Raw genomic sequence first — 24,651 nt, 5'->3', positions numbered from 1 at the left:
TTTTTTACTGATCGGAAATTTTTAAAGTTACATAACTTATTACTTAAATGAGAAAGGGTAAATTATACTTTTTTATACGAACTTAACAAAGAGTAATTGTTCAATTAATTTATTACTTATTTTCCTAAAAAATATAGTCCTTCCTAAATTTATTAGGAAGGACTATATACAAACCCCTGTTTAATTTCCTACTAAACATTGTAACAAATTAAACGATATTAATACCTGCACTTACAAATCCAGCAACTGCAGCTATTGGACTTGCTGCTGTTAATGAAACATATAACAGTATTTTATCCCCAGCTGCTACTGGAATAGCTTCAGGTATGATTCCTGATGCTGTAGAACCAATCGCTATTGCGGCAAATGCTGGCGTTAATAATAGAGGTGCACCTTGTACTGTAAACGTATTGCTTGCTGCAGGTGCAGTTAATATTTGTATTTGCACTTGAACAGGTGATAATGGAGATAATGCAGCTGTTGCACTAAAGAAACCTGCTAATGACGTAATAGTTCCTGCGCGTGGTGCTACAAATGCATAATCACCTACACCTAATGCTAATGTGATACTTGTTCCACCCGTTAACGCTATACCAGGCTGACTAAATCCAAATCCGAGAAGAGTTCCTGTATTAGCTACTAACGCATTAACTAATGCTGCTGGTGTTGTACCTGAAGCAAACGGAATAATAGCTCCGCCACCAGTTGCACCTGTTGCTCCTGTTAAGCCTGTTGCACCAGTTAAACCTGTTGCCCCCGTTGGACCTGTTGCTCCTGTTGGACCTGTTGCTCCTGTTGGGCCTGTTGCTCCTGTTAAACCTGTTGCTCCTGTTAAACCTGTTGCTCCTGTTGGGCCTGTTGCTCCTGCTCCTGTTGCTCCTGTTGCTCCTGTTGGACCTGTTGCTCCTGTTGCTCCTGTTGCTCCTGTTGCTCCTGCTCCTGTTGGACCTGTTGCTCCTGTTGCTCCTGTCGCTCCTGTTGCTCCTGTTGCTCCTGTTAAACCTGTTGCTCCGCCTCCTGGACCTGTTGGACCTGTTGGGCCTGTTGGGCCTCCTCCTGGAGTAGCACCAATTAATTGAGTTAATAAATTTAATAAAAGTTGTAAACTTGCAGGGTCAATAATTAAAGAGAAAAAGAATGGTGCAAGAGCACTGTAGAATTGTTGTAATAAAGAAAGTAATTGACTTAGATTTGGGTTAGGAGATTGTAGTAAATTAATAATACTTTGAATTAATTGTTTTAAGAAATTCCCTTCTGGAGAAGGTGCTAATTCATTTAGTAAGTTCAATAGTTGAGTAAACAAATTGAGTAAAGCTAATCTGTTTGCATCACTTGGATTTGCAAAAAACGCTGCAATAGCCGAAATTAAAGAGTTTAGTAAAGTAATTAATCTACCTAATTGCTCACTAGTAATCGGAACTGTTTGTGGATTGTTACAACACTCTGGAGTGAAAACAATCGGATTATTGCAGTGGTTATGACCGAAACAATTATTACTTGTCATTTATGTCCTCCTTACTTGTTTTATATTTGAGTTTTTCCTATTATAAGGATCATAAAGTTGTAAAAGAGTATGTGTTATATATTGACTTAAAATAGGAAACATGAAATATAATTAAACTTGCAAACGCTATTTAATTATGTTCATGACTCACATATTAATTATATGTTTTTAATAATTGACTGCTTAGATTAAATACCTAAACTTAAGAGTTTATTTTATTTTTCCACGTTTATCTCTTAGGTTCAAAGACACATTTTAATTTGAATACAAAAACCGAATTTACGATTAACATATATTCCGCAAGTAACAACATCATTTTTTCATATAAATAAAGAACATTTCCTTACTAAAATTGGGCTCACCTTATAAAGGTGAAGCCGTTTCTATTATAAAAAACTCTCATACAATATAGTGGACAAGTTATTTTATACTTCGTTCTAATAAAATATTGTAAGGAGTGAAAATTAATTGCCTATCATTCAACCATTTATGGCATCTAGAAGATTTACATCCACACTAGGAGCCGGCACAGGTACAGGTGCAGCTTTTGCAATTGCTGCCACAGCTTGTTTAAACGATGCGGGTACTACTGCAACCGCTTTTCCGACTTTCACGTATTACAACTTATATGTGAACGGTATTCTTCAACCAAGCGTGAACTCCAGTGTTACTACTGGTCCTACTGGTGCTATTACAATTCCTGGTGGGGATGCATTAGACGGCGGAATTCCAATTACAATTGAATTTATCGTCACTTAATGTTAACGAATGTAATTCAGAACAAAAAAGACAGATTCCTTTTCATTAAGAATCTGTCTTTTTTAATTAATAATAATAAATTGTAAAATAATTGAAGCACCTTGCGATGGTGGTTGGTTATCCAATAAAGTTAGTTTACCAGTACTAACTTCATAGAATGGTTGTGGTTGCAAAATTCCATTGATAAACAAATTTATATACGAAACCTCAGTAGGTGATAGTATATTCGTTGTACCATATTGAGCTATGCCATCTGCATCTGTATATATAAGTTTCTCTCCATCTGAAAAAGTGTAAAATAACAAATTAGTTGTTGTTATAGGGCCAATCCCCCCAGTAGGACCTGTTGCTCCTGTTACACCCGTTGCTCCTGTTGCTCCCGTTACTCCCGTTGGTCCTGTTGCTCCCGTTGCTCCCGTTTCTCCCGTTACTCCCGTTGGTCCTGTTGCTCCTGTTTCTCCTGTTGCTCCCGTTTCTCCCGTTGCTCCCGTTTCTCCCGTTTCTCCCGTTATTCCTGTTATTCCTGTTGCTCCTGTTGGACCTGTTGCTCCTGTTACTCCCGTTGCTCCCGTTTCTCCTGTTGCTCCTGTTGCTCCTGTTGCTCCCGTTTCTCCTGTTGCTCCTGTTGCTCCTGTTGCTCCCGTTTCTCCTGTTGCTCCTGTTGGACCTGTTGCTCCTGTTGATCCTGTTGGGCCTGTTGATCCTGTTGATCCTGTTGGGCCTGTTGATCCTGTTGGGCCTGTTACTCCTGTTGCTCCTGTTGCTCCTGTTGCTCCTGTTGCTCCTGTTGCTCCTGTTGCTCCTGTTGCTCCTGTTGGAATATATATTGGTGGAAGAGCTGAAAATGTAGGTCCAATATTCTCAGGTTCTATCTTACCTTTATTTATTGATAATTTATCATTCCGCTTCAATTTAATTCCTCATTCCACATATTTTTAATTAACTTACATAAGTATGAGTCTATTATTAAGAAATGCTTTCATAACTATTCTTTTTTCCTTCCAAATGATTCATACATATATTAAACATTTTACCGTTGCTATAACTCCTATTAATATAATAAAATGATAGTTCCATTCCAAAAACACGAAACTTATTGCATTCTAATTTAAAAATGAGGTAATTTATACTCAAGATAAAAATGAAAAAAGAATAGAAAAACTAGTATCAACGACTCTTGAAATTATTCTTCCATACAGACTTACTGAACCTACCAGAAATACTGGGTCAATAGTTACAACAAACTCTATGTTCGCTAATAATACATTAGGTGATCCCATCACTGTGATATTAGGCGGAACTAATATTCCTCTTTCTAATAACCAAAGCCTCGGTAATTTTACAATTAACGCCTCAAACGATATATTTACAATTCCTGTAACCAGAAGATAGCATTTAACCTATCAAGTTAATACGACAACTGCTCTACTCGCTGGAACAAAACTACTATTAAACGCTTCTACTCCACTTCCTGGTTCTATTTTTTCTCCCGCTATATCAACTTCAAATTATAACAATAATTTAATTGCCGATACTACAATTTCACTTCAATTATTCGACGTATTATACATCGTTAATTTGGTTGGAGGTGGTTCAACAGGTGCCTCTCTAACAATTATACGAATCGATTTAAAAATGATTCATTCTTTTTCTAATAAACATTATTAAATACTAAGTCTGTCATGATAAGAACCTCCCAATTATTTCATAAAAGTGGTGGCGCATTAAAGAACAAATTGCACTATATTCATAGTAGAAACTATCTATACTAAATTTTCCGTATATATATTATCAATTTACACTGACTTCCACCGATGTTACATTAAATATGAAGACAGTTTCTTTTTTACGAACCATCTCAATACGTATTTGAGAAACGTACTCCAATCCTATACGCGAGAGCAATACTATGTTGACACTCAGATGAGTGTCTTTTTTTGTGAGTAATAAAAAATAAAAACCATCTCTTAAAGATGGTTTTATCTTTTGTTACTATAAATGTAAACTTATGCAGTTGGATAATAAATTGTCATGCTTAATCGAGTCAAAGATTCCCCTAAATTATAATAAGAGTGTGATCTATCGGCCTTAAAACGAATTGAATCTCCACTATTTAATTTATATTGACAGTTATTCAATTTTACTGTCAATTCACCTTCAAATACCGTTATAAATTCTTCTGCGCCTTCTTTATGCCCTTCTGAACTTAATTTCCCTTCTGTTTCTATTTCCACTGTATACATTTCAAAATGTCTATCATCTTGAAATGGAAAAGAAGGATACACTTTATATTTTCCATTGTCTTCAGACAATACTTGAATATCTTTTCTTAAAATCACTTTCGTATCAGGCTGAGGATTATTGATTAAAGAAGTAAAAGAAACTTTCAAGCCATTTGCAATTTTCCATATTGTTGTTAGTGTCGGACTTGATTCCCCTCTTTCAATTTGTCCAATCATTGTTTTACTTACACCTGTTAATTGAGAGACCTTTTCTAAACTTAATTTTTCTTTTTCACGTATTGATTTTAAATTTTTTGCCAGAATAAGTTGAATTTCTTCCATAAAAAACACTCCTACACCGCATACAATATAACGACCGTTATGTATAATAAAAAGCACACGTTATATTGTTCTTTTTGATCATTATAACATACAAAAATTGGGAGGTTTTGAAATGCCTATATTTTCTTTTTTGTTATTTGTATTTATAAGTAGCTTCACACCTGGTCCCAACAATTTCTTAGCTATGACATACGCAAATCAACATGGATTAAAGAGAAGCATAAACTTTTGCTTTGGAGTAGCATTCGGTTTTTTCATCCTCACTTCTTTATGCAGTTTCTTTAATATTGTTTTAATTAATATTATCCCTATAATTGAATTTCCTTTAAAAATTTTAGGTGTCGCGTATATGCTATATTTAGCCTTTAAAATAATTACTAGTAAAGGCGGTGCAGATCACAATGAAAAAAATAATAAAAACTTATTTACAGTGGGTATTTTCATTCAATTTGTTAATCCAAAAGGAATATTATTCGGGCTCACAGTAGTCTCTACTTTTATACTCCCCTACTACAATTCATATTCAAGTTTTCTGCTTTTCTCATTATTTCTAGGTATAGTCGGTTTACTAAGTACATTTAGTTGGAGTTTATTTGGTTCAATATTCCAAAAAATATTAGTAAAACATAACCAATTATTCAACATCATTATGGCTGTTTTATTAGTTTTCAGTGCCGTTTCAATCGTTATACACTAATTCGATGCTCATTTTAGATTTTGTACTTTTTAATACCACTCTTTATCAATCAGACTACTTTATATACTAATCCATCCACATACCCTATGTGGTTTAAAACTTTTAAGAGGAAACCTTCTAACAATAGGTTTCCTTCCATATCATATTAAATAAGAAGCAGGTTAAATACGGAGGTGATTTTGATTAAGACTACTTTAATTTCTCATTTTTACAATGAAGAATATTTACTTCCATGGTGGTTAATGCACCATACAAAGCTATTTGATCATGGCATTCTTATTAATCGTGGATCCACTGATCGTTCAGTTGAAATCTGTAAAACATTCGCTCCTAATTGGGAAATACGAAACTCAAAATCACTCGAATTTGATGCTTATTTAGTTGATCAAGAAGTTATGGAAATTGAAAGAGAAATTACAGGATGGAAAATGGTATTGAATACGACAGAATTCCTGTGCTGTTATAATAAAGAACAATTTTTCAAATTACTTAGCACTATGGGTGGCAATATGTTTTCAATAAGAATGATTATGATGATTGATGAACCAAGTTATGGCTACACTAATCCAAGATATAGCTCTCCGCTTGTTAAACAACGTTATCACGGCATAATAACTCAACCTAATCCAAACCAACTATATCTTAACGGTAGATTAATTCACAATAATTCGCACGGGAACTATAGAGTCGGGAGACATGGTTCGCATTATCCTTATAGCATTTACATGGAACCTGCTTTTATTTTTAAATTTTTTTATAGTCCATGGAACGATGCAATGAAAAAACGAAAATTACAAATTGGGCCGACTCTTTCTCAACATAGTGTACAGCGTGGACTAGGTTCACATCACTTAACAACAATTGAAAAATTAGAAACAAAATACAAATTCTATGCAACTTTAACTACGGACCTCCGGTTATTCCCAGAATACCAAATTATATTTCCTGACCTTTATCCTTAATGTCATGAATATTTAGTTTCCACATCCATCCGTTTTTTATTAACATATCAACTCCAACTAAATATTTTTCTCTAGTAGAAATCTGAGCTAGGACTCTTGCTGCGCGCAGATTCCTCTTATTTAATGTCGTATCACCAGCCTATAATCTTTCATACCATTTCATTGAGTACCTGATGTTGGATTAGAAATAAAAAATGGCAATTCATTTGGAAAATTTTCAATTTCAGATTATATACCTTCTAAAACAAAGTATTAAAACAATAGAACCTAAACTAATGTCTTAAGTTATGGCTTTATTTTTTTCTTATTATTCACTTTAAAATCTTTTTATAATAATATTGAAAAATACAGTATAATATAAATTACTGTTCTTTGGGAGGGTTATAATGTCTGATAAGTATAAAATTTTCATTCTTATTGTTACCGCATCTTTTTCTTTCTTTTCCTTAATAAAAGATTTCCGCAACACTTCAAAAAGTTTCTTTTGGGGTAGTTTTGTAATTCTTACAAGCTTCATAATACTTTTAACACTCGCTTTAGATTTAACTCAAATACTCCTATATTCAGCGCAAATTGCGCTTGAAATTATTACAATACCACATAAACTCTTTCTACCATCTGTCACTGAAGCCGCTATTATTTACTAAAAAAGTATTTTAATTTTCTTATGCATGCCAAAATATATTTTGGTAAATTTGACACACATTTATATCAAACAAGCATATTTTATTGTATGGTGACTATCTAATAATACAAATTTTTAATTTTCATAAGATCTTTTTATTTTTAATTAAAAATTTACAACATTCTAAAACAGTATGCACATAATATCCTCCATTCCCTTTTTCAACATGACACTTGTCTCAGAGCGCCTTTAAAAGCGCTCTTTATCTTTAATAAAGGTTTTATTAAAATTTAGGTTAAAAATTAATACCCTATAGTCATAATAGCTATTTACTGTTTCCAAAATAAGTTGCATTAATAATATAGAAATGAAATACCTATAAAAATTATTACTTTACTATTTCTTTAAACATGCTAGTGAGGTGATTTCGATAGATTATCAAAACAAAGATATGTTCATTAACTTTTCACTTTTAGATATTAACCGTATTATTCTCCCACATTCTCCTACTGGGGCTACCGGCTCTACTGGAGCTACTGGAGCTACCGGACCTACTGGAGCTACCGGTTCCACTGGACCTACTGGACCTACCGGTTCCACCGGACCTACTGGCTCTACTGGTTCCACTGGGACTACCGGGGCTACTGGAGCTACCGGGGCTACCGGGGCTACCGGGGCTACCGGTTCCACTGGGACTACTGGCTCTACCGGGGCTACTGGAGCTACTGGAGCTACCGGGGCTACCGGTTCCACTGGGACTACCGGGGCTACTGGGGCTACTGGAGCTACTGGTTCCACTGGGACCACTGGAGCTACCGGACCTACTGGAGCTACCGGTTCCATTGGACTTACTGGCTCTACTGGTTCCACTGGGACTACTGGAGCTACCGGTTCCACTGGACCTACTGGACCTACTGGATCTACCGGATCTACTGGCTCTACTGGAGCTACCGGTTCCACCGGACCTACTGGCTCTACTGGAGCTACCGGTTCCACCGGACCTACTGGCTCTACTGGTTCCACTGGGACTACCGGGGCTACCGGTTCCACTGGACCTACTGGGACTACCGGGGCTACTGGCTCTACCGGACCTACTGGACCTACCGGTTCCACTGGGACTACTGGGACTACCGGGGCTACTGGAGCTACCGGGGCTACTGGCTCTACTGGTTCCACTGGACCTACTGGAGCTACCGGTTCCACTGGACTTACTGGCTCCACTGGGACTACCGGGACTACTGGGACTACCGGGGCTACCGGTTCCACTGGACCTACTGGGACTACCGGTTCCACTGGACCTACCGGGGCTACTGGCTCTACCGGACCTGCTGGACCTACCGGGGCTACTGGCTCTACTGGTTCCACTGGACCTACTGGGACTACCGGTTCCACTGGAGCTACCGGGGCTACTGGCTCTACCGGACCTGCTGGACCTACCGGGGCTACTGGCTCTACTGGAGCTACTGGACCTACTGGTTCCACTGGGACTACCGGGGCTACTGGAGCTACTGGTTCCACTGGACTTACTGGCTCCACTGGGACTACCGGGGCTACTGGGGCTACCGGGGCTACCGGTTCCACTGGACTTACTGGCTCTACTGGTTCCACTGGGACTACCGGGGCTACTGGAGCTACCGGTTCCACTGGACCTACCGGGGCTACCGGTTCCACTGGACCTACCGGGGCTACTGGAGCTACTGGTTCCACTGGACTTACTGGCTCCACTGGGACTACCGGGGCTACTGGGGCTACTGGTTCCACTGGAGCTACCGGGGCTACCGGTTCCACTGGACCTACTGGACCTACCGGTTCCACTGGACCTACTGGAGCTACTGGGCCTACCGGGGCTACTGGAGCTACTGGACCTACTGGACCTACCGGGGCTACTGGCTCTACCGGACCTACTGGACCTACCGGGGCTACTGGCTCTACTGGTTCCACTGGACCTACTGGATCTACCGGTTCCACTGGACTTACTGGCTCCACTGGGACTACCGGGACTACTGGGACTACCGGGGCTACCGGTTCCACTGGACCTACTGGGACTACCGGTTCCACTGGAGCTACCGGGGCTACTGGAGCTACCGGACCTACTGGACCTACCGGTTCCACTGGAGCTACCGGGGCTACTGGAGCTACCGGACCTACTGGACCTACCGGGGCTACTGGAGCTACCGGGGCTACCGGTTCCACTGGACCTACTGGGACTACCGGGGCTACCGGTTCCACTGGACTTACTGGCTCTACTGGGGCTACTGGCTCTACTGGGACTACCGGGGCTACTGGAGCTACCGGGGCTACTGGAGCTACCGGGGCTACTGGAGCTACCGGGGCTACCGGGGCTACCGGGGCTACTGGAGCTACCGGGGCTACCGGGGCTACCGGGGCTACCGGGGCTACCGGGGCTACCGGGGCTACCGGGGCTACCGGGGCTACCGGGGCTACCGGTTCCACTGGACCTACTGGCTTCACTGGCTCCACTGGGCCTACCGGGGCGGCTAGTGTAGGATTAACAAACTATCTATATGTTTTTGATACTACTAACCAATCAATTGCAGTAGGAAGTAGTGTTACTTTTAACACAAATGGACCTATAACAGGAACTGCCCTTAGCCACATCACAGGTACTGGAAATATTATAATTAATACACTAGGAACATATGTAGCAGAGTTTCAATTACAAGCTTCTCGCGAAAACCAATTCTCCCTCGAACTAAATGGTACACCAATTCCAGGTGGGCGTTTTGGTACGGGGTCACCACATTCAATAAATCAAGGTACTGCTGCTTTTACCGTAACAGTTGTTCCTTCAACATTGACTTTAATAAATAACACCTCTTCAGCAGGTACTATCACTCTCTCAAATAGTGATGGTGGCTCTTTAACAAATGTATCTGCAAGTATAAGTATTTTTCAGGTCGGATAATTAATTTGGTTAGAAAAGTAATTCATAAAGTTTACAAATAAAAAAATGAGGCTTCTCTTTTCTAGAGAAACCTCATTTTTTTTATTAAATTTTAAACTGACTCGTATACAGATCAAAATAAAACCCTCTATCTTCCATAAGAGACTCATGATTCCCTCTTTCTAAAATTCTTCCATCCTTTATAACAAGGATTTGATCTGCTTTTTCAATTGTTTTAAGTCGGTGAGCGATTACAAAACTTGTGCGACCTCTCATTAAATTATTTAGTCCTGCTTGTATTTGTAATTCTGTTCTTGTGTCAATATTAGATGTCGCTTCATCGAGAATTAATATATCTGCATCTGCTAAAATTGCTCGTGCAATCGCAAGAAGTTGTTTTTGTCCTTGACTTAAATTCGATCCTTCTGAAGCAATTTCTGTTTCATATTGATTTGGCAAATGCTTAATAAAAGAATGTGCAGATGCTGCCTTAGCTGCAGTGATAACTTCTTCATCAGTAGCATCTAAGCGTCCATAACGGATATTATCCATAATCGAACCAGCAAATAAATACGTATCCTGTAAAACTACTCCTATTTTACTTCGTAAAGAATTAATATCATAATCTTTTATATCTTTTCCATCAATATGAATTTGTCCTTGCTGTATATCGTAAAAGCGAGTTAACAAATTAATGATTGTTGTTTTCCCTGATCCAGTCGGGCCAACTAAAGCAATTGTCTCTCCTGGCTGCGCTTTAAGACTCACTTCTTTTAAAATCGTTTTATTCTCTGCATAGCCAAATGAAACATTCTCAAGTGCAACATGCCCTTGTAAATTTTGTACAACAAATGCGTCTTTTTTATTTTGAATTTCTGGTACCTCATCCATAATCTCAAAAACACGTTCTCCACCAGCAACTGCCGCTTGAATTGTATTCATTAAAGTCGCAAATTGACTTAACGGTCTTGAGAATTGACGAGAATAATTAATAAAAGCCGCAATAACACCCACTGTTGTCATTCCGTTTAAGACCATAACTGATCCAGTCCCAATGACAAGCCCCATACCTAAGTTATTAATAAAGTTCATACTTGGAAAAATAAAAGCTGAAAATGTATCAGCCTTCGTAGCTGAAACTCTTAGCTGTTCATTAATTTTATTGAAATTTTGTACAGTTTCTTTTTCTTTTCCATACAACGTCGTAACATCCGCACCTGTAATTGCTTCCTCAATAAATCCATTTAATTCACCTAAATCTTTTTGACGCTTCGCAAAGTTTTTACCACTATATGCAACTAGTTTTTTTGTAACGTAAAACATAATAGGTACTGTAATTAAAGTTACAATTGCTAAAATCCAATTTAAGGCGAACATCGCAATCGTTACACCTATAAAAGTTAGCGCTGATGAAATAATTTGTACAACACTTTGTGTCAAAGCTTGGTTCAAATTATCTATATCATTTGTCACACGGCTCATTAAATCACCTTGAGAACGCACATCAAAGAACCGTAAAGAAAGCGTTTGGATTTTCTCAAAAATATCTTGTCGTATTTTTTGAATTGTTTTTAATGCAACGTTAATCATGACAAATGTTTGTAACCATGTTAAAAGTACAGTTACACCGTAAATCGCGATAAGTAACATACACATTCTTGCTGTACCACTTAAATCTTTCGGTACAATATATTGATCTATAATGACTCCCATAAAATAGGGACCTAATAATCCAAGTAAAGTAGTAACAACGACTAGAAATATAACAAACATTAGAGCAGCTTTTTGATAGCCCATATAGTTCCATATCCGCATTACAGTTCCTTGGGCATTTTTAGCTTTTCCCATCTTCGGTGTGTTTCGTCCACCTTTATTAGCAAATTGCCCTTGAAAATTACGCATGTTCTTCCCCACCTTCTTTATGCAAATTACCACCTTGGGAAAGATAAATTTCCTGATAAACCTCACTTCGTTCTAACAATTGTTCATGTGTACCATTGCCAACTAATTCACCATTATCTAATACAAGTATTTTATCCGCATCCATTATGGAAGAAATTTTGGACGCGATTAATAATGTCGTTGTGCCTTTATATTTTGTTTTTAAAGCTGTTTGAATAGTAGCCTCTGATTTTGCATCAACTGCTGATGTAGAATCATCTAATATGAGAATCGGTGGTTTTCTCACAAGTGCCCTTGCAATTGATACACGTTGTTTTTGTCCACCTGATAGATTTGTCGCACCTTGTGTTAAATTATATCGATAAGATTCTTCCAGCTTATTGATAAACTCAGTCGCACAAGCTGATGCAGCTGCTACTTCCAGCTCATCATGTGTTGCATTTTCTTTACCATAACGTAAATTCTCTTCTATACTACCTGAGAACAACAAAGCCTTCTGAGGTACAAACCCTATTGAAGCACGGAGTTTTTGCAAATCATATGTTTTAACATCTATTCCATCTATACATATTTCACCTTGATCCACATCATATAGACGTGGTAACAGTTTCGCTAAGGTAGATTTACCACTTCCAGTTGATCCAATAATCCCTACTTTTTCACCTTTTTGTATGCTAAACGAAATATCTTTTAAAACGTATTCATTATTTTTCGTATAGCTATAACTAACATTTTTAAATTCGATATTCCCCTCGATTTTCTCAGGTTCGATTGCATTAGCTGCGCTTATAATATCAACCTCGGTATTTAACACTTGCTGTACACGATCCGCAGATGGAAAAGCTCGCGCAATTTGAATAAATACCATGCTAATCGACATAAGTGACATTAAAATGATATTCAAGTAATTAATAAATGCCAAAATCGCTCCTACTTGAAGCGTTCCATTGAATACTTTTTCTCCACCAATCCATAATGTTGCGACAATCCCGCCACTTACAACTAGCATAATGATTGGCATCATTAAAGAAATAAGTTGCACAGCTCGAATATTTATCTTCGTTAAATTTGTATTTACACTTCCGAATTGAGCGATTTCATATTTTTGTCTTACATACGCTTTTATAACACGTACACCAGATAAATTTTCTTGTAACTTTGTATTCACTTTGTCCAATGCCTCTTGCACCTTTTTAAATGTACCACTTGCTTTACTTGCAATTAAAATAATCGCAAGTAATAAAATCGGAACAACTACAAGTAATATTGGAAATAACCCTCGCGCTGTTACAAAAACAATAATTATACTTCCCATAAATAACAGTGGACCACGAACGAGAACACGTAATGTCATCGTCATTGCCGATTGAATGGAAGTGATATCATTCGTCACGATCGTTAATAATTTACCTGTTCCAAATGAATCACGATTATTACTAGAAAATGTTTCTATTTTCGCAAACACATCTTTTCGTATGTCTGTAGCGAAATTAACAGCTGCTTTTGTAGAATACATCATACACCCAAGCCCTCCAACTAAACCGAGTGCTGCTGCTCCTATCATAAGAAGCCCCATTTTTATTACATAATTTAAATCCCGATTTGCAATCCCAACATCAATGATATGTTGCATAATAGTCGGTTGAATTAAGTCCATCGCAACCTCAAGTACCATAAATAGCGGTCCAATAATAGCGAAGAACATGTATGGTTTTAAATACTGTAATAACTTACGAAATGATTTCATACATAATCTCCTTTTCCCATGAAATTACCACTGAATAATTCATATCCCTCCTTATTTAATTGATATTTTTTGTAATTTCTTCATTACTTTTATTATATTATGCAAATTAATATTTAACATTATTAAATGATAAGTATTAATGACTTTCTGGTCAATAAATGTGCTTTATATTATGTAAATACAAAAACCGCATTCTTAATGAAAAGAATACGGTTTTTTCATCTATATTTCTTCAATTGTAAAATTTAAAAACTCAGTCTCAAATCCCTTATTTTTAGAAGGACTACACGTGTAAAAACCTATTTTAATAGGCTCATTCCCTATATCCTCCATTAAATGAGCGATTCTTATTTGTTCCCATTGATGGCTCTTTTTCACATATATTGTATAATCACCGCGTTTTCGAATAATTCGAAAACGAAGTTGTTGCTTAGCTGCTTCAGTTGGATAATCTTGCGTTGACCAGTCAGAATATCCATTATTCGTTACGACAGCTCCTAAATGAGAAGGGCCATCTGGAATATACTCTAATGAAGTTTTCAACCAACACTTTTCCGAAATCATAACAAAAAGACCTGCTTGATCGTATTTTGAATTTGGATTCATACACAATTGTACTTCAGCTTGAAAGTCTGTCATCATTTCATTATAAAATACATGACCATTCATGACTTCAAAACCATAATGTGTTTTAAGCCAAAAATCTGTTTCTGCTTTCGAACGGACAATAAACGCCTGCTTGTCATTAATTTTATAATATTCAGGGACATTCATTATAGTGAGCTGCTCAACATGTTTAGGTATATATGATATATTCATAGTTCCTCCATAATAAAACCTTTATACAAATATTTAAAACTCCGCTAATACTGGGAATTTATAACCTTTAAAATCTAACTCTTTATCACTTCGAACCATTAAATACTTGCTAGACTGTAATTCTGTAAACTGTACATCCTCAACCCCTAATTGATCCGGTGAAAAATAAAATTCGATTTCCGTAAACCTTTCATTGATTTCTCCACATAATTCATCTAAAACCGGAAGTACTGGCGCAAATACTCCAAATAATTTCAACTTTTCATTGTCTACTTCATAAACGATTAAAGCATCTAGTTTCTCTGAATAATACAATTTCTCATTCCATTCCGAATCATACATATTCAAATAAAATGAAGGATGGAAGTTTAAAGTTGAAAAACTATTTGAAAGTCTTTGGCTACTATCAATCGTTTCATGTATTAACTGTCTATTCTCTATATTATAGAAATCTAACTTTTTAAGTAGTGAATGGTTATTATTAATATTTTTATCATATGGTATAGTCATCAAATATTCCTGCACAACTTTAAATCCAAATGCTGTATATAGTTCAGGTTTTTCCGTAAACAATAATGCACATTCACATTTCTTATCAATTTCTTCTATCATTTTACTCATTAATTGTGTCATTAGCCCTTGTCTACGGAAATTAGGGTGTGTCATTACTGATTGAATACCCGCCGCATTTATTTTTTCACCATTAATTAATAATGGGAGTGAAAATGCCGCAACATTTGCAATCACTTTATCTTCTTGTAAAAATGATAAAGCTTTATATGTATCATCCCAATATCCTTTATCCGAAAAATCATTCAATGTTTGAGTTGTAATTCCAAACACTTCTTCAAATAAAGGAAATAACTGCTCTCTTTTCGGTTCTTCTATTAGAAGACTTGCCAATTTTTCAACATTCCCCATGTTGTACCTCCAAATGTTAAATTCCATTAAATTAGATATACTTATATGACCTACTCTTAAAAATAGAGGTCTTACCAATCAATATACTATCATAAAACATAAAAAAAAAGTCTAATTAATTTTATGTTTCGACTATTTGAAAATAAGTCGAATAAAAAAATATTAAGATTTTCGGATATTAATTAGTTTATTTTATAAAAATAGCGCTTTCTAATTAGCTTTTACTAATAGAAATACACTATTTATAATAAAATATTTTTATTCTTTTATCCCTTCAAGTCTTTCCTTCGTATTAATTTCTTCTCCACTTATACGCTTTTCAAAAGACTTTCTCCAACTATTTGAAAGTGCATTTACTTCTAATATCCTTTTTACCCCTTCAATATTTTGTTTTTCCTTATGCATAATACGGTTAGCGAATGCTACTGAAACACCTTTTGGATCAGACTGTAGTCTTTTTAAGGTGTCGACTGATGATACCCATCCTTCTTTTAATACACGAAAATAAAATCCTGTATATCCTGTTTCTTGAAAATATAGTGGTAACTTTGGAATATTATATTTTTTTGCTAATTTAAAACAAGGTTGCCTTGGTTGTGTTACCTGTACGATTGCCTGTCCTAGCTCAAATGTATCACCAATACAAACATCCTCTTCGCTCATACCACTAACTGTTATATTTTCTCCGAAAGCCCCATATACAAGATCTTGATTCAATTCTTTTTCCCAGTATGGATAGTGATCACCAGTATAAACACAAACTGCTTTATCTACTCCTCCATGATGAATTAAGTCAGCTTGTCCATCCCCATTAAATTTTACAAAGGATAAATATACCGGTTCCTTTACTTGTTTCTTATTTATGCCTGTATGAACTACCTTTCCACCGTATGTAACCTCTTTTGGTAATCCTATATTTAAAGATAATAATTGATATTCATTAGCCATTCTATTTCCTCCTTTAAAGGTGTTACATGTATTTTCTCTCAATTAATTTTTACAACCCTCTCTGCTATATAAAGATGATTATAAAACCTTTAAAATCATTGTTCAATTCAATTATTTATATAATAATGATAGGTATAACCTATTATTATACTTGAGGTGATTCCAATCGAATTACGACAACTTGAATACTTTTTAGCTGTTTCAAAAGAATTACATTTCACAAAAGCAGCTGAGAAATTAAATATTTCACAGCCTTCTCTAAGTCAACAAATACGTGCATTAGAGCATGAAGTAGGAATGCCACTTTTCGATCGAATTGGTAAAAAAATATCTTTAACTGAAGCAGGGAAGATTTTATTATCACATAGTAAAACCATTTTTCATGAAGTCGAACAAGCTCGTTCAGCTATTCAAGACCTAAACGGATTACAGCAAGGTTCCTTAACAATAGGGGCTTTGTTAACCGTCCTAAATTATTTACTACCACTAACTATTTTAAATTTCAATAATTTATATCCCAATATAGAGCTTTCTGTATTAGGGCTTCGCACAGGAGATATTCGTGAAAAATTATTACGAAACGAACTAGATATTGGAATTACATTTCTCCCGGTGCAAGATAAAGAGATTATCTCTATCCCTCTATACAAAAGCGATCTTACATTAGTCGTGCCAACTGGTCATCGATTAGCTGAACGTAATCATGTATCTATTGCTGAATTACAGAACTACCCTTTAATTCTTTTACCTAAAAATTTCTTTTTAACCGAACTAATTACATCTCATTGTCAAAAATTCAACTTTAAACCAAGACCAATTTTAGAAATTAGCACGATGGAATCTTTAATCCAAATGGTTTCCAAAGGAATGGGAATTACAGTGTTACCCAAACCATATATAGACTTTTTACAAAATAAAAACATTCAAGCTATTAAAATAGAAAACCCTACTCCAACAATTGAAATAGGGCTAATTTATAGAAAAGATAAATATATGTGTGCTGCAACTCGAGAATTTATTGAGCAACTAAAAAGTACAGTACGTTCTTTCCAAAACTAAACAAAAGAGATTATCCTATGAAACCGTTTCACAACGATCTAGTAGAATAATCTCTTTTCAAAACAAAGTAAACATTATATTAAACTCTTATAGATTTTAATGTACCTTTTTAGATATTGGAATATATTTAGTAAAATATGCACCAACTAGCAATAATACAATTGAAAATAACCAAGTAAAAGCACCGCCAAAGTGAAACCAATATGCAAACATATTTAAAATTGCGAGTGAAAAGAAGCAAATAGAAGTTAACGCACTTTTCAATCCTTTTATCCCAGATTTTTTTCTCTTTTGATAAGCAATATACATCGCAATAACAAGAAAAAAGATAAGAACAAATGGTAACATAACTTTTAGCATTGGTAATCCCTCCAGTGTAAATGCACTCTCTTCATTATCATCTTATCTCATTTATCTTTTAGGCATCAATTCATTCTTATCTTCCCTCCAAAAGTCAGTATAAGTTTTATTTTTAAAGTTCACGTTCACCTCAGAAAACGGCATACTTCCTCCAACTTTCAATGAGTACCAGTCGTTTAAAAGTGGTGATCCGAAACAAATCTTCATTGTACGATCATGTAAATCGAATAATACAGAATGTAAAGTTCCAAACCATTCTTCATAGTTATGTACAGTCAGTCCATCAGGATATTCTTCTTCTACTAACTTTTTTAAAGACTCTATGCTCACTTGTTCATATCCATTTAAATGCTCATGTAAAACATGATATCTCTTTGTAGATTGTTCTAATTTCCTATTATTTAATTTCTGAATTGATGAACTAACTGCATGGTTTGTTGATACAATAAAAGCTTGGTTGTCACCATCAATCGTTGTTGTGGATTTATGACCGTCAAATATTTCAATATGTGCTGCGTTTAAAGGATCAGCTACTATTAAATTAATATTACTAGCAATTGGTATTTCTTCTATTAGTGATTTAGCTTCCTGCACATTTTTACATTTCTCCAGCAACAATCGAATTACCGCAAAACACTGTAAACCATTTACCATTGGCTTTCTTAAACCTGCAATGTTTCCTACTGGTTGACCACATGCTGAAAATGTAACAGATAATCCATGTTCGTTAACCCCTTCTGTTCGACCAAAATATTGAGTAGAAAAGCCACTATGTGCATACGCACCTTCAACATACGTCGAGCAAAAACGCATATCATCTATTACTGGTGACAAATCATAATTTCTTAATACATAAGTGTGAGTTGAATCTGTCTTTTTAGGTAATACTGCACAATGACTACAACCTGCTTTCAATAGTGTTTGATAGTAATACATCATATTTTTTGAAGGAATTTTTAACACTTCACAAAAACCTTCAATTTCTTCATTAATTCCAGAACAATATTGATTTAATATATTTCTAGATTCTGTCCAATGGTTATGCGATATTAAGTTTTCTTGCTCTATAAATTGCGGAATAAGATAAGAATGTTGTTTCACAAATTCACCTTGTTGCTTACCAATTTCATAATGACTTCCTTTGAGCGATGAAAAATACCCCTTTACTTGATACATCAAATTCCCCCTCTTATTAAACATATCCATATCGTACCAAATGAATCCCATTCATTCTTGATGTTTTTTACTACCTTAACTCTATGCCACTTTAAAACCTCCACTAATAATTATTTACTAAATAATTATTTTTTTGTTAATATCGCTATAGAAGCTTTACTTCAAAATAAAATAGTTTAATATCAAATGAGCAAAATACTATATTGAACTTACTCGTAAGCAATCATCTAATTTTTGAGATTAAGAAACTTATTTATCAAAGCAAAAGGAGGATTTATGTATGAGCAATTGCAAACCAATTGATGAATTAACTATTGAAGACCTAAAACAAAACCCCATTTGGGAATGGACAATAGATGAAGAGGAAAACGAAGAACATGACGAAACATGGGTAAAACCAGCAGCAACTACTAATTTTACAGAGGAGCTAAACGGTTCAATCGTACTAGGCGAACTATTCTTACATAATGGTGAAAAATTCCCTATGATGTGTGAAATTGACATTGAAAATAACGAGACAGTAATTCGTTCTGTTGTTTATTATAACGAAGCAGAAAATGAGTATATTGCTATAGAAGATATTGTGAAAACGGTCGAAATGCCGTTATCGATTATTATTAACCTAACAATTCATGCAGAATCCAAAACCTTACGCTTCACTGCACATAAAGTAGATATTTATAAAAATTCAATAACGACTAATTTAAATTAAAGTTGGGCGAAATAAAGAAAACAATTATTAAATAAAGTGAAGCTTTAATCAGTGGGGGTCTTACTGCCCAGCAAATAGCGGGATAAAAACCGGAAAATGATTATCGATTCCCCGGTTTTTCAAACTAGATTAAAGTATTCCCTTTTCTACTAAAGTCTCTGCGATTTGAACTGAATTCCAAGCCGCACCTTTTAATAGGTTATCAGAAACAATCCAGAGGTGGAATCCGTTTGGCATATCAGGATCTTTACGTATTCTTCCGACAAATGTATCTATTTTCCCTTCTGCATATAATGGCATTGGATACAGCTGTTTACTAGGGTTATCCTGCAAAATAACACCTGGTGCATCCATTAATACTTCCTTAATTTCCGTAACGGTTGCTTCTTTTTCCAGTTCTATATAAACTGATTCTGAATGCCCTGATACAACTGGAACACGTACACAAGTAGCTGCCATTTTCAGGTTTTCATCTTCTAATATTTTCTTCGTTTCTTGAATCATTTTTACTTCTTCAAAAGTAAAATCATTGTCTGTAAATATATCTACTTGAGGCAGTACATTAAACGCTATTGGGTAATGTTTTTTATCTTTTTTCGCCGGTAATATATTACTTTTCACTTCTTCACCAGCAAGCATAGACTTAGCCTGCTCTTGTAATTCATGAATCGCATGAATGCCAGAACCCGATACGGCTTGATATGTTGAAACGATAATTCTTTCTAAACCGAATGATTTTCGAATCGGCTGAAGTGCTGTTACCATCTGTAATGCTGAACAATTTGGAACTGCAATGATACCTTTATGCTGCTTTAAAGTATGCGCATTCACTTCCGGAACAACGAGCGGTACACCTTGTGCCATTCGGTACTCACTTGTGTTATCAATTACAATCGCACCACTAGAAACTGCATGAGTTACAAATTGTCTAGATACTTCTCCCCCAGCGCTAAAAAAGGCAATATCTACACCTTCAAAGCTAGTTGTTTTTGCCTCTTTTATAATTATCTCTCGTCCTTTGAATCTTACTTTCTTACCAGCGGATCGTTTTGACGAAAGCAATGTGACTTCAACTATATTAAACTTCATTTCATTCTCTAACAGTTCAATAATTTTTTGCCCTACCGCACCTGTAGCCCCAACAACAGCTACATGATAGCCCTTTTTTTTCATCTTTTCTCCTCCAATATCACCTGTATGAATATTTCTACAATTTCATTTTATACAGAATTTAATCATTTGGAAAATTAAAATGCATGATATAATCATTCACAAATCATGATAATAAAAGAGGGATTGCTTATGGAAATGAGACATGTTAAAACATTTTGCGCCATTGTGAAGTATGGTAATTTTTCTAAGGCTGCGCATGCGCTAGGTTATGCGCAATCTACTGTTACAGCACATATGAAAGCTTTAGAGAACGATTTACATATTCCTCTTTTCGATCGGTTAGGGAAAAAAGTGCTACTTACAAAAGCAGGTCATCAATTTCATCCTTATGCATTAGAATTACTTTCAATATATGAAAAAGCGCAAGAAATCCCCCAAAATACAGATTATTTAGAAGGTACATTAAGTATTACATCTAATGAATCATTAGCGGTATACCGATTACCACAATTATTACGTACTTACAAACAGAAAAATCCGAAAGTAAATATCGTACTTGAAACAAACACAAATGAACAAGCATTACAAAAATTACGTGAAGGAGAAACAGACGTTATCTTCATAATTGGAGAAAGTATAGAACATAATGATTTTATTACGCGTACTTTTAGTAATGAAATATTTGGATGGATTTTACCAGATCATTCCGCTGCACATACAAATCCATTCCAGTTATTACAGGACACCCAGTTCATTTTTACAGAACAAAGCTGCGGCTATAGGCCAATGGTAGATCGTTTTTTATGTCAAAGTGGAAATATTCCAGCTAAAACATTTGAAACTTCCAATGTTGAAGTCATTAAACAATCCGTTATGTGTGAGTTAGGCATTTCAATTCTTCCTTATATCGTTGTACAAGAAAGTTGCCAAAAAGGACAACTATGTTTTCAACCTATCGAAACTCCAACAGTTATTCAAAGTTATGTAATCTATCATAAATCTAGATGGATTTCCCCGGTATTACAATCGTTCCTTTCCTTACTTGAACGAGACTAAAATATTAAGACGTACATAGAAAAAGAGTAATTGCCTAATAAGCAATTACTCTCTTTCATTAATTAGTATACTATTTATTAGTCTGTCCCCCACCTGCAATTAATTTACTACCTGAATATGTACCTTTGTTCATAAACACTTGATTAATTAATTCTTTTTGCTCAGCTTCCGACATTACTCCTTTTCCTTCTCCTAAATTCCCACTTTGTAATTTCCAAATCTTATTATGATCCCCATCAACCTTTTCATATTTTCCTTGTTTCCATCGTTCTAAAATTTCTACATATGTACTTCCCTGTACAAGATCATTACTCTTTACAATATCAATTAAGCTTTCAATCCGCTCTTGTGTAATAAAAATATAGCCCCACTTTTGATCAGCTTTCGCTTTTTGATGTGCCATTTCATGTAATGCTGTCTGTATATTCTCATCTGTCCATTTAAAATTTTTATTAAAACCACTATTCGGCAATGAATAATTTCCATTTTCTAAAAGCTTTGCATCTTCTGCTTTTACGTTACTATCAGCTAATACTTCTACTGCTGGAGCAGCTGGTGATGCCTTTTTCGCAGCTGGTTTACTATTATTTAAATAATGCAGCATACCATATGTTAAACCTACTCCAATTACCGCCATACCAGCTATAACACCTATTATTTTCAAAAATGTTTTCATCTCGCTTGTTTCCTCCCAAATATCTCCGTTCTGACTATCTAATTATTTCTTATATAAAAACTGTTACTTCATTCAAAATATCGCATCCCATCCCCTATCATATTATTTATATATACTTCCTCATATTGTATTTCTTTTTCTTTAAAATTGAAAGATTATTCTGTTAAATAATGAAAATATTCTACAAATTTTTCCTTTATATTTATAAAGAAACAAAAAACAACGAGGGCGTTCTACAACACTCGTTGTTTTTACTTTATGCACGATTTTCTTTTAACCACTTCGTAATAGCATCTAACTTCGAAACATCAAAACGTCTTTCTTCACACACGTTCAAATTTTGTGAGTTTCTCACTATTTCTAATTCATTATTTCTTACACTTTTTGCCTCAATTAATTTACAATACCCATCTGTAACAGTATTTAAATTTTCATAATAACGCTGAAACGATTTTGATATATGTAAATGTTTTTCAAAGTTTCTTCTTCTTTTCGTCTCATCAGATACTTTCCGCTTTCTAAGTTCTTCATCGTTCGTATATAAATAAAAATATTGATCCGGAAAGCCAATTTCCCTATTTATCATCTTTTCTTTATAAAAATTTTCTATTAAAGATAATGGCTGATTAAATATATCAAAATGAAAACACCAATTATAACTAAGTGGCTGATAAATATCGCCATCGAGTATTACTAATTCATATTGCTTTGACTTCTGAACAGCTATATTCCAGCGCTCAACTTGTTTTTCAAAATACCATGTTCTATGTTCATTTTTTGGCCTTTCAAATAAAGAATTCACTTCAGGTATTATATAAGCACCATAATTCTTTTCTAATTCACGGCACGTGGTACTTTTACCAACAGCGCTTGCTCCCTCAAATGCTATTATCCCCATAGTTTCTCCCTCTTTCATTAACTAAAATTTCGTTGTTTCGCTTTTCTTCCCCATAACTTTCTCCATAAAACAATTGAAGCGACAGTGAGCATGATTGTTGTAATGATACTACCTTCAATTCCGAACGCGCCTCCATGCAATGTTTCTGGTCCATTTGTTATAGACTTAAAAATTGGAGTAGAATATACAGTTGTGCCACTAACTGCAAAACCATATACATTATATTGAGCCCAGTTCCAAATTGAGTGCCATGCACATATTCCCCACAGACCGTCTTCTTTCAATACATATAAAGCTGCGAAAACACCCACTAATATTATATTCGATATAGATAATATTGTAATTCCTGGATTAAGTAGATGAAGAAATCCAAATAAAAATGAAGTTACAATTATTCCAACCCATATACGACTTCTAACAGAAAGAACCGGGAATAACCAACCTCGTACAATAATTTCTTCCGTTGCCCCTTGTATTAAAAATGCAACTAGAGATCCTGCTATTCCTACTATCACTGTTGAGGTAATATGTTGTACTTGCAATTTCACACTCCCCATTAATAATAGTAGAATAACTGGCGTTGAAATAAATAAAAACCCTATTAACGCACCTTTTAAATACTTTCTCATCCATTTCTCTTTCCAAAAGCCAATGGATGAAAAAGGTCTTTTTTCTACAAAACGAACCCATATAAATAAAATAAATATAGCTCCGCCAAACGTTAACACCATTCTAACATTGTCATAAATACCTTTCATGAATATCGTTTCAGCTTTCGGTAAAAATAACATAAATAACATAAAAAGTTCGCCTAAAGTCAAAAATATAATGGCTAATATTACAGCAAAGACTGGATGGACCTTTTTTCTCCCTGCTTTTGCTGCTTCAATTATTATAAATGAATTATTTTTCACTTTCTTTTCTCCTTTTATAATATTTAACTACCAACAGTAACCAACCATATTTTACCACGAAAAATATATTATTAATATTTACTCTAAGTTTTTCTTACATGATTTTGCATAAATCCCAATTAGGAATAATATATAAATAAAAGAGGTGCCTTTGTGCCTTTACTATTATCACCCAGATTACTCAGTGGTATTACCAGCACTTGCTATTTCCCACCATTTGTTGTAAGATAGTAATTAAGGTCAATTTAACACTATATTTTCTTTGCATATTATCAAGTATCAATCAGGGACAGTTTGTACTCCTTATGGGTTTTTGATAATATGTGAAATTTTA

The 24,651-nt window shown here is 35.2% G+C and carries 22 protein-coding genes and 1 pseudogene; 9 read left to right on the top strand and 14 right to left on the bottom strand.

All coding sequences use genetic code 11. The features are described from left to right. Positions 1–208: 208 nt before the first annotated feature. On the bottom strand, positions 209–1,504 hold the full coding sequence (locus ACXKY9_RS11510) for an exosporium glycoprotein BclB-related protein (RefSeq protein ID WP_000203329.1): 1,296 nt from the start codon (positions 1,502–1,504) through the stop codon (positions 209–211). Between the two features lie 468 nt (positions 1,505–1,972). Here ACXKY9_RS11510 and ACXKY9_RS11505 point away from each other — a divergent pair, with 468 nt between their 5' ends. Next, on the top strand, positions 1,973–2,263 hold the full coding sequence (locus ACXKY9_RS11505) for a DUF4183 domain-containing protein (RefSeq protein WP_001121647.1): 291 nt from the start codon (positions 1,973–1,975) through the stop codon (positions 2,261–2,263). A 62-nt stretch (positions 2,264–2,325) separates the two neighbouring features. Here the strand turns inward: ACXKY9_RS11505 and ACXKY9_RS11500 are convergent, their stop codons facing one another. After that, the gene (locus tag ACXKY9_RS11500) at positions 2,326–3,174 is read right to left on the bottom strand and encodes a DUF4183 domain-containing protein (protein ID WP_000827702.1); all 849 of its coding nucleotides are present in this window, start codon (positions 3,172–3,174) and stop codon (positions 2,326–2,328) included. Positions 3,175–3,385: 211 nt separating this feature from the next. Here ACXKY9_RS11500 and ACXKY9_RS11495 point away from each other — a divergent pair. Next, positions 3,386–3,931: pseudogene (locus tag ACXKY9_RS11495) on the top strand (BclA C-terminal domain-containing protein). A 338-nt stretch (positions 3,932–4,269) separates the two neighbouring features. Here ACXKY9_RS11495 and ACXKY9_RS11490 read toward each other — a convergent pair. Beyond that, positions 4,270–4,827: a helix-turn-helix domain-containing protein gene (locus tag ACXKY9_RS11490; RefSeq protein ID WP_000391298.1), complete on the bottom strand. Its 558-nt coding sequence runs from the start codon at positions 4,825–4,827 to the stop codon at positions 4,270–4,272. 112 nt (positions 4,828–4,939) lie between these two features. On the opposite strand from ACXKY9_RS11490, the gene ACXKY9_RS11485 reads away from it, so the two are divergent. From ACXKY9_RS11485 to ACXKY9_RS11470, 4 genes are all read left to right on the top strand, one after another. Then, on the top strand, positions 4,940–5,524 hold the full coding sequence (locus tag ACXKY9_RS11485; protein ID WP_001121272.1) for a LysE family translocator: 585 nt from the start codon (positions 4,940–4,942) through the stop codon (positions 5,522–5,524). Positions 5,525–5,703: 179 nt separating this feature from the next. Further along, positions 5,704–6,486, top strand: coding sequence for a glycosyltransferase family 2 protein (locus ACXKY9_RS11480; RefSeq protein ID WP_000598283.1), 783 nt, complete (start codon positions 5,704–5,706; stop codon positions 6,484–6,486). A 386-nt stretch (positions 6,487–6,872) separates the two neighbouring features. After that, positions 6,873–7,133 carry a hypothetical protein gene (locus tag ACXKY9_RS11475; protein ID WP_001281135.1) on the top strand — a complete coding sequence of 87 codons (261 nt, stop codon included), beginning with the start codon at positions 6,873–6,875 and terminating at the stop codon, positions 7,131–7,133. A 429-nt stretch (positions 7,134–7,562) separates the two neighbouring features. Then, a complete protein-coding gene (locus tag ACXKY9_RS11470) occupies positions 7,563–10,037 on the top strand; it encodes a collagen-like triple helix repeat-containing protein (protein ID WP_103656507.1) in 2,475 nt (824 codons plus the stop codon). A gap of 84 nt (positions 10,038–10,121) precedes the next feature. Here ACXKY9_RS11470 and ACXKY9_RS11465 read toward each other — a convergent pair whose 3' ends face one another. The 5 genes from ACXKY9_RS11465 to ACXKY9_RS11445 form a co-directional block, all read right to left on the bottom strand. Then, entirely contained in the window at positions 10,122–11,918 is a 1,797-nt protein-coding gene (locus tag ACXKY9_RS11465; protein ID WP_001243556.1) for an ABC transporter ATP-binding protein, read from the bottom strand. Further along, positions 11,911–13,665, bottom strand: coding sequence for an ABC transporter ATP-binding protein (locus ACXKY9_RS11460; RefSeq protein ID WP_000834793.1), 1,755 nt, complete (start codon positions 13,663–13,665; stop codon positions 11,911–11,913). The genes ACXKY9_RS11465 and ACXKY9_RS11460 overlap by 8 nt, the downstream gene beginning before the upstream one ends. A 222-nt stretch (positions 13,666–13,887) precedes the next feature. Continuing rightward, entirely contained in the window at positions 13,888–14,484 is a 597-nt protein-coding gene (locus ACXKY9_RS11455) for a DUF1349 domain-containing protein (protein ID WP_001027686.1), read from the bottom strand. 33 nt (positions 14,485–14,517) lie between these two features. Continuing rightward, positions 14,518–15,405 carry a GNAT family N-acetyltransferase gene (locus ACXKY9_RS11450; RefSeq protein WP_000528676.1) on the bottom strand — a complete coding sequence of 296 codons (888 nt, stop codon included), beginning with the start codon at positions 15,403–15,405 and terminating at the stop codon, positions 14,518–14,520. A gap of 258 nt (positions 15,406–15,663) precedes the next feature. Further along, a complete protein-coding gene (locus ACXKY9_RS11445) occupies positions 15,664–16,353 on the bottom strand; it encodes an MOSC domain-containing protein (RefSeq protein WP_001263002.1) in 690 nt (229 codons plus the stop codon). Between the two features lie 156 nt (positions 16,354–16,509). Between ACXKY9_RS11445 and ACXKY9_RS11440 the strand changes: the two genes are divergently transcribed. Then, the gene (locus ACXKY9_RS11440) at positions 16,510–17,412 is read left to right on the top strand and encodes a LysR family transcriptional regulator (RefSeq protein WP_000612234.1); all 903 of its coding nucleotides are present in this window, start codon (positions 16,510–16,512) and stop codon (positions 17,410–17,412) included. 96 nt (positions 17,413–17,508) lie between these two features. Here the strand turns inward: ACXKY9_RS11440 and ACXKY9_RS11435 are convergent, their stop codons facing one another. Both ACXKY9_RS11435 and ACXKY9_RS11430 read right to left on the bottom strand, forming a co-directional pair. Beyond that, on the bottom strand, positions 17,509–17,772 hold the full coding sequence (locus ACXKY9_RS11435) for a hypothetical protein (RefSeq protein WP_000921858.1): 264 nt from the start codon (positions 17,770–17,772) through the stop codon (positions 17,509–17,511). A gap of 51 nt (positions 17,773–17,823) precedes the next feature. Next, complete coding sequence (locus tag ACXKY9_RS11430; protein WP_000285222.1) at positions 17,824–18,948, bottom strand: C45 family autoproteolytic acyltransferase/hydrolase; 1,125 nt, start codon at positions 18,946–18,948, stop codon at positions 17,824–17,826. 280 nt (positions 18,949–19,228) lie between these two features. On the opposite strand from ACXKY9_RS11430, the gene ACXKY9_RS11425 reads away from it, so the two are divergent. Continuing rightward, the gene (locus ACXKY9_RS11425; RefSeq protein WP_000063768.1) at positions 19,229–19,660 is read left to right on the top strand and encodes a hypothetical protein; all 432 of its coding nucleotides are present in this window, start codon (positions 19,229–19,231) and stop codon (positions 19,658–19,660) included. 129 nt (positions 19,661–19,789) lie between these two features. On the opposite strand, the gene ACXKY9_RS11420 is transcribed toward ACXKY9_RS11425, so the two are convergent. After that, positions 19,790–20,833 carry an aspartate-semialdehyde dehydrogenase gene (locus ACXKY9_RS11420; RefSeq protein ID WP_000726549.1) on the bottom strand — a complete coding sequence of 348 codons (1,044 nt, stop codon included), beginning with the start codon at positions 20,831–20,833 and terminating at the stop codon, positions 19,790–19,792. 129 nt (positions 20,834–20,962) lie between these two features. Here ACXKY9_RS11420 and ACXKY9_RS11415 point away from each other — a divergent pair, with 129 nt between their 5' ends. After that, on the top strand, positions 20,963–21,829 hold the full coding sequence (locus tag ACXKY9_RS11415; RefSeq protein ID WP_000425893.1) for a LysR family transcriptional regulator: 867 nt from the start codon (positions 20,963–20,965) through the stop codon (positions 21,827–21,829). A gap of 70 nt (positions 21,830–21,899) precedes the next feature. Here the strand turns inward: ACXKY9_RS11415 and ACXKY9_RS11410 are convergent, their stop codons facing one another. The 3 genes from ACXKY9_RS11410 to ACXKY9_RS11400 all read right to left on the bottom strand — a co-directional run bounded on the left by ACXKY9_RS11410 (position 21,900) and on the right by ACXKY9_RS11400 (position 24,317). Beyond that, a complete protein-coding gene (locus tag ACXKY9_RS11410; RefSeq protein WP_000846982.1) occupies positions 21,900–22,505 on the bottom strand; it encodes a PRK06770 family protein in 606 nt (201 codons plus the stop codon). Between the two features lie 256 nt (positions 22,506–22,761). Further along, positions 22,762–23,421, bottom strand: coding sequence for a nucleoside/nucleotide kinase family protein (locus tag ACXKY9_RS11405; protein WP_002005064.1), 660 nt, complete (start codon positions 23,419–23,421; stop codon positions 22,762–22,764). Continuing rightward, positions 23,421–24,317 carry a CPBP family intramembrane glutamic endopeptidase gene (locus tag ACXKY9_RS11400; protein ID WP_000794815.1) on the bottom strand — a complete coding sequence of 299 codons (897 nt, stop codon included), beginning with the start codon at positions 24,315–24,317 and terminating at the stop codon, positions 23,421–23,423. The genes ACXKY9_RS11405 and ACXKY9_RS11400 overlap by 1 nt, the downstream gene beginning before the upstream one ends. Between the last annotated feature and the right edge of the window lie 334 nt (positions 24,318–24,651).

The sequence above is a fragment of the Bacillus sp. 2175 genome, from assembly GCF_057812155.1.
The sequence above is the reverse complement of the archived record's forward strand: the minus strand, read 5'-3'. Positions and strand labels throughout refer to the sequence as shown.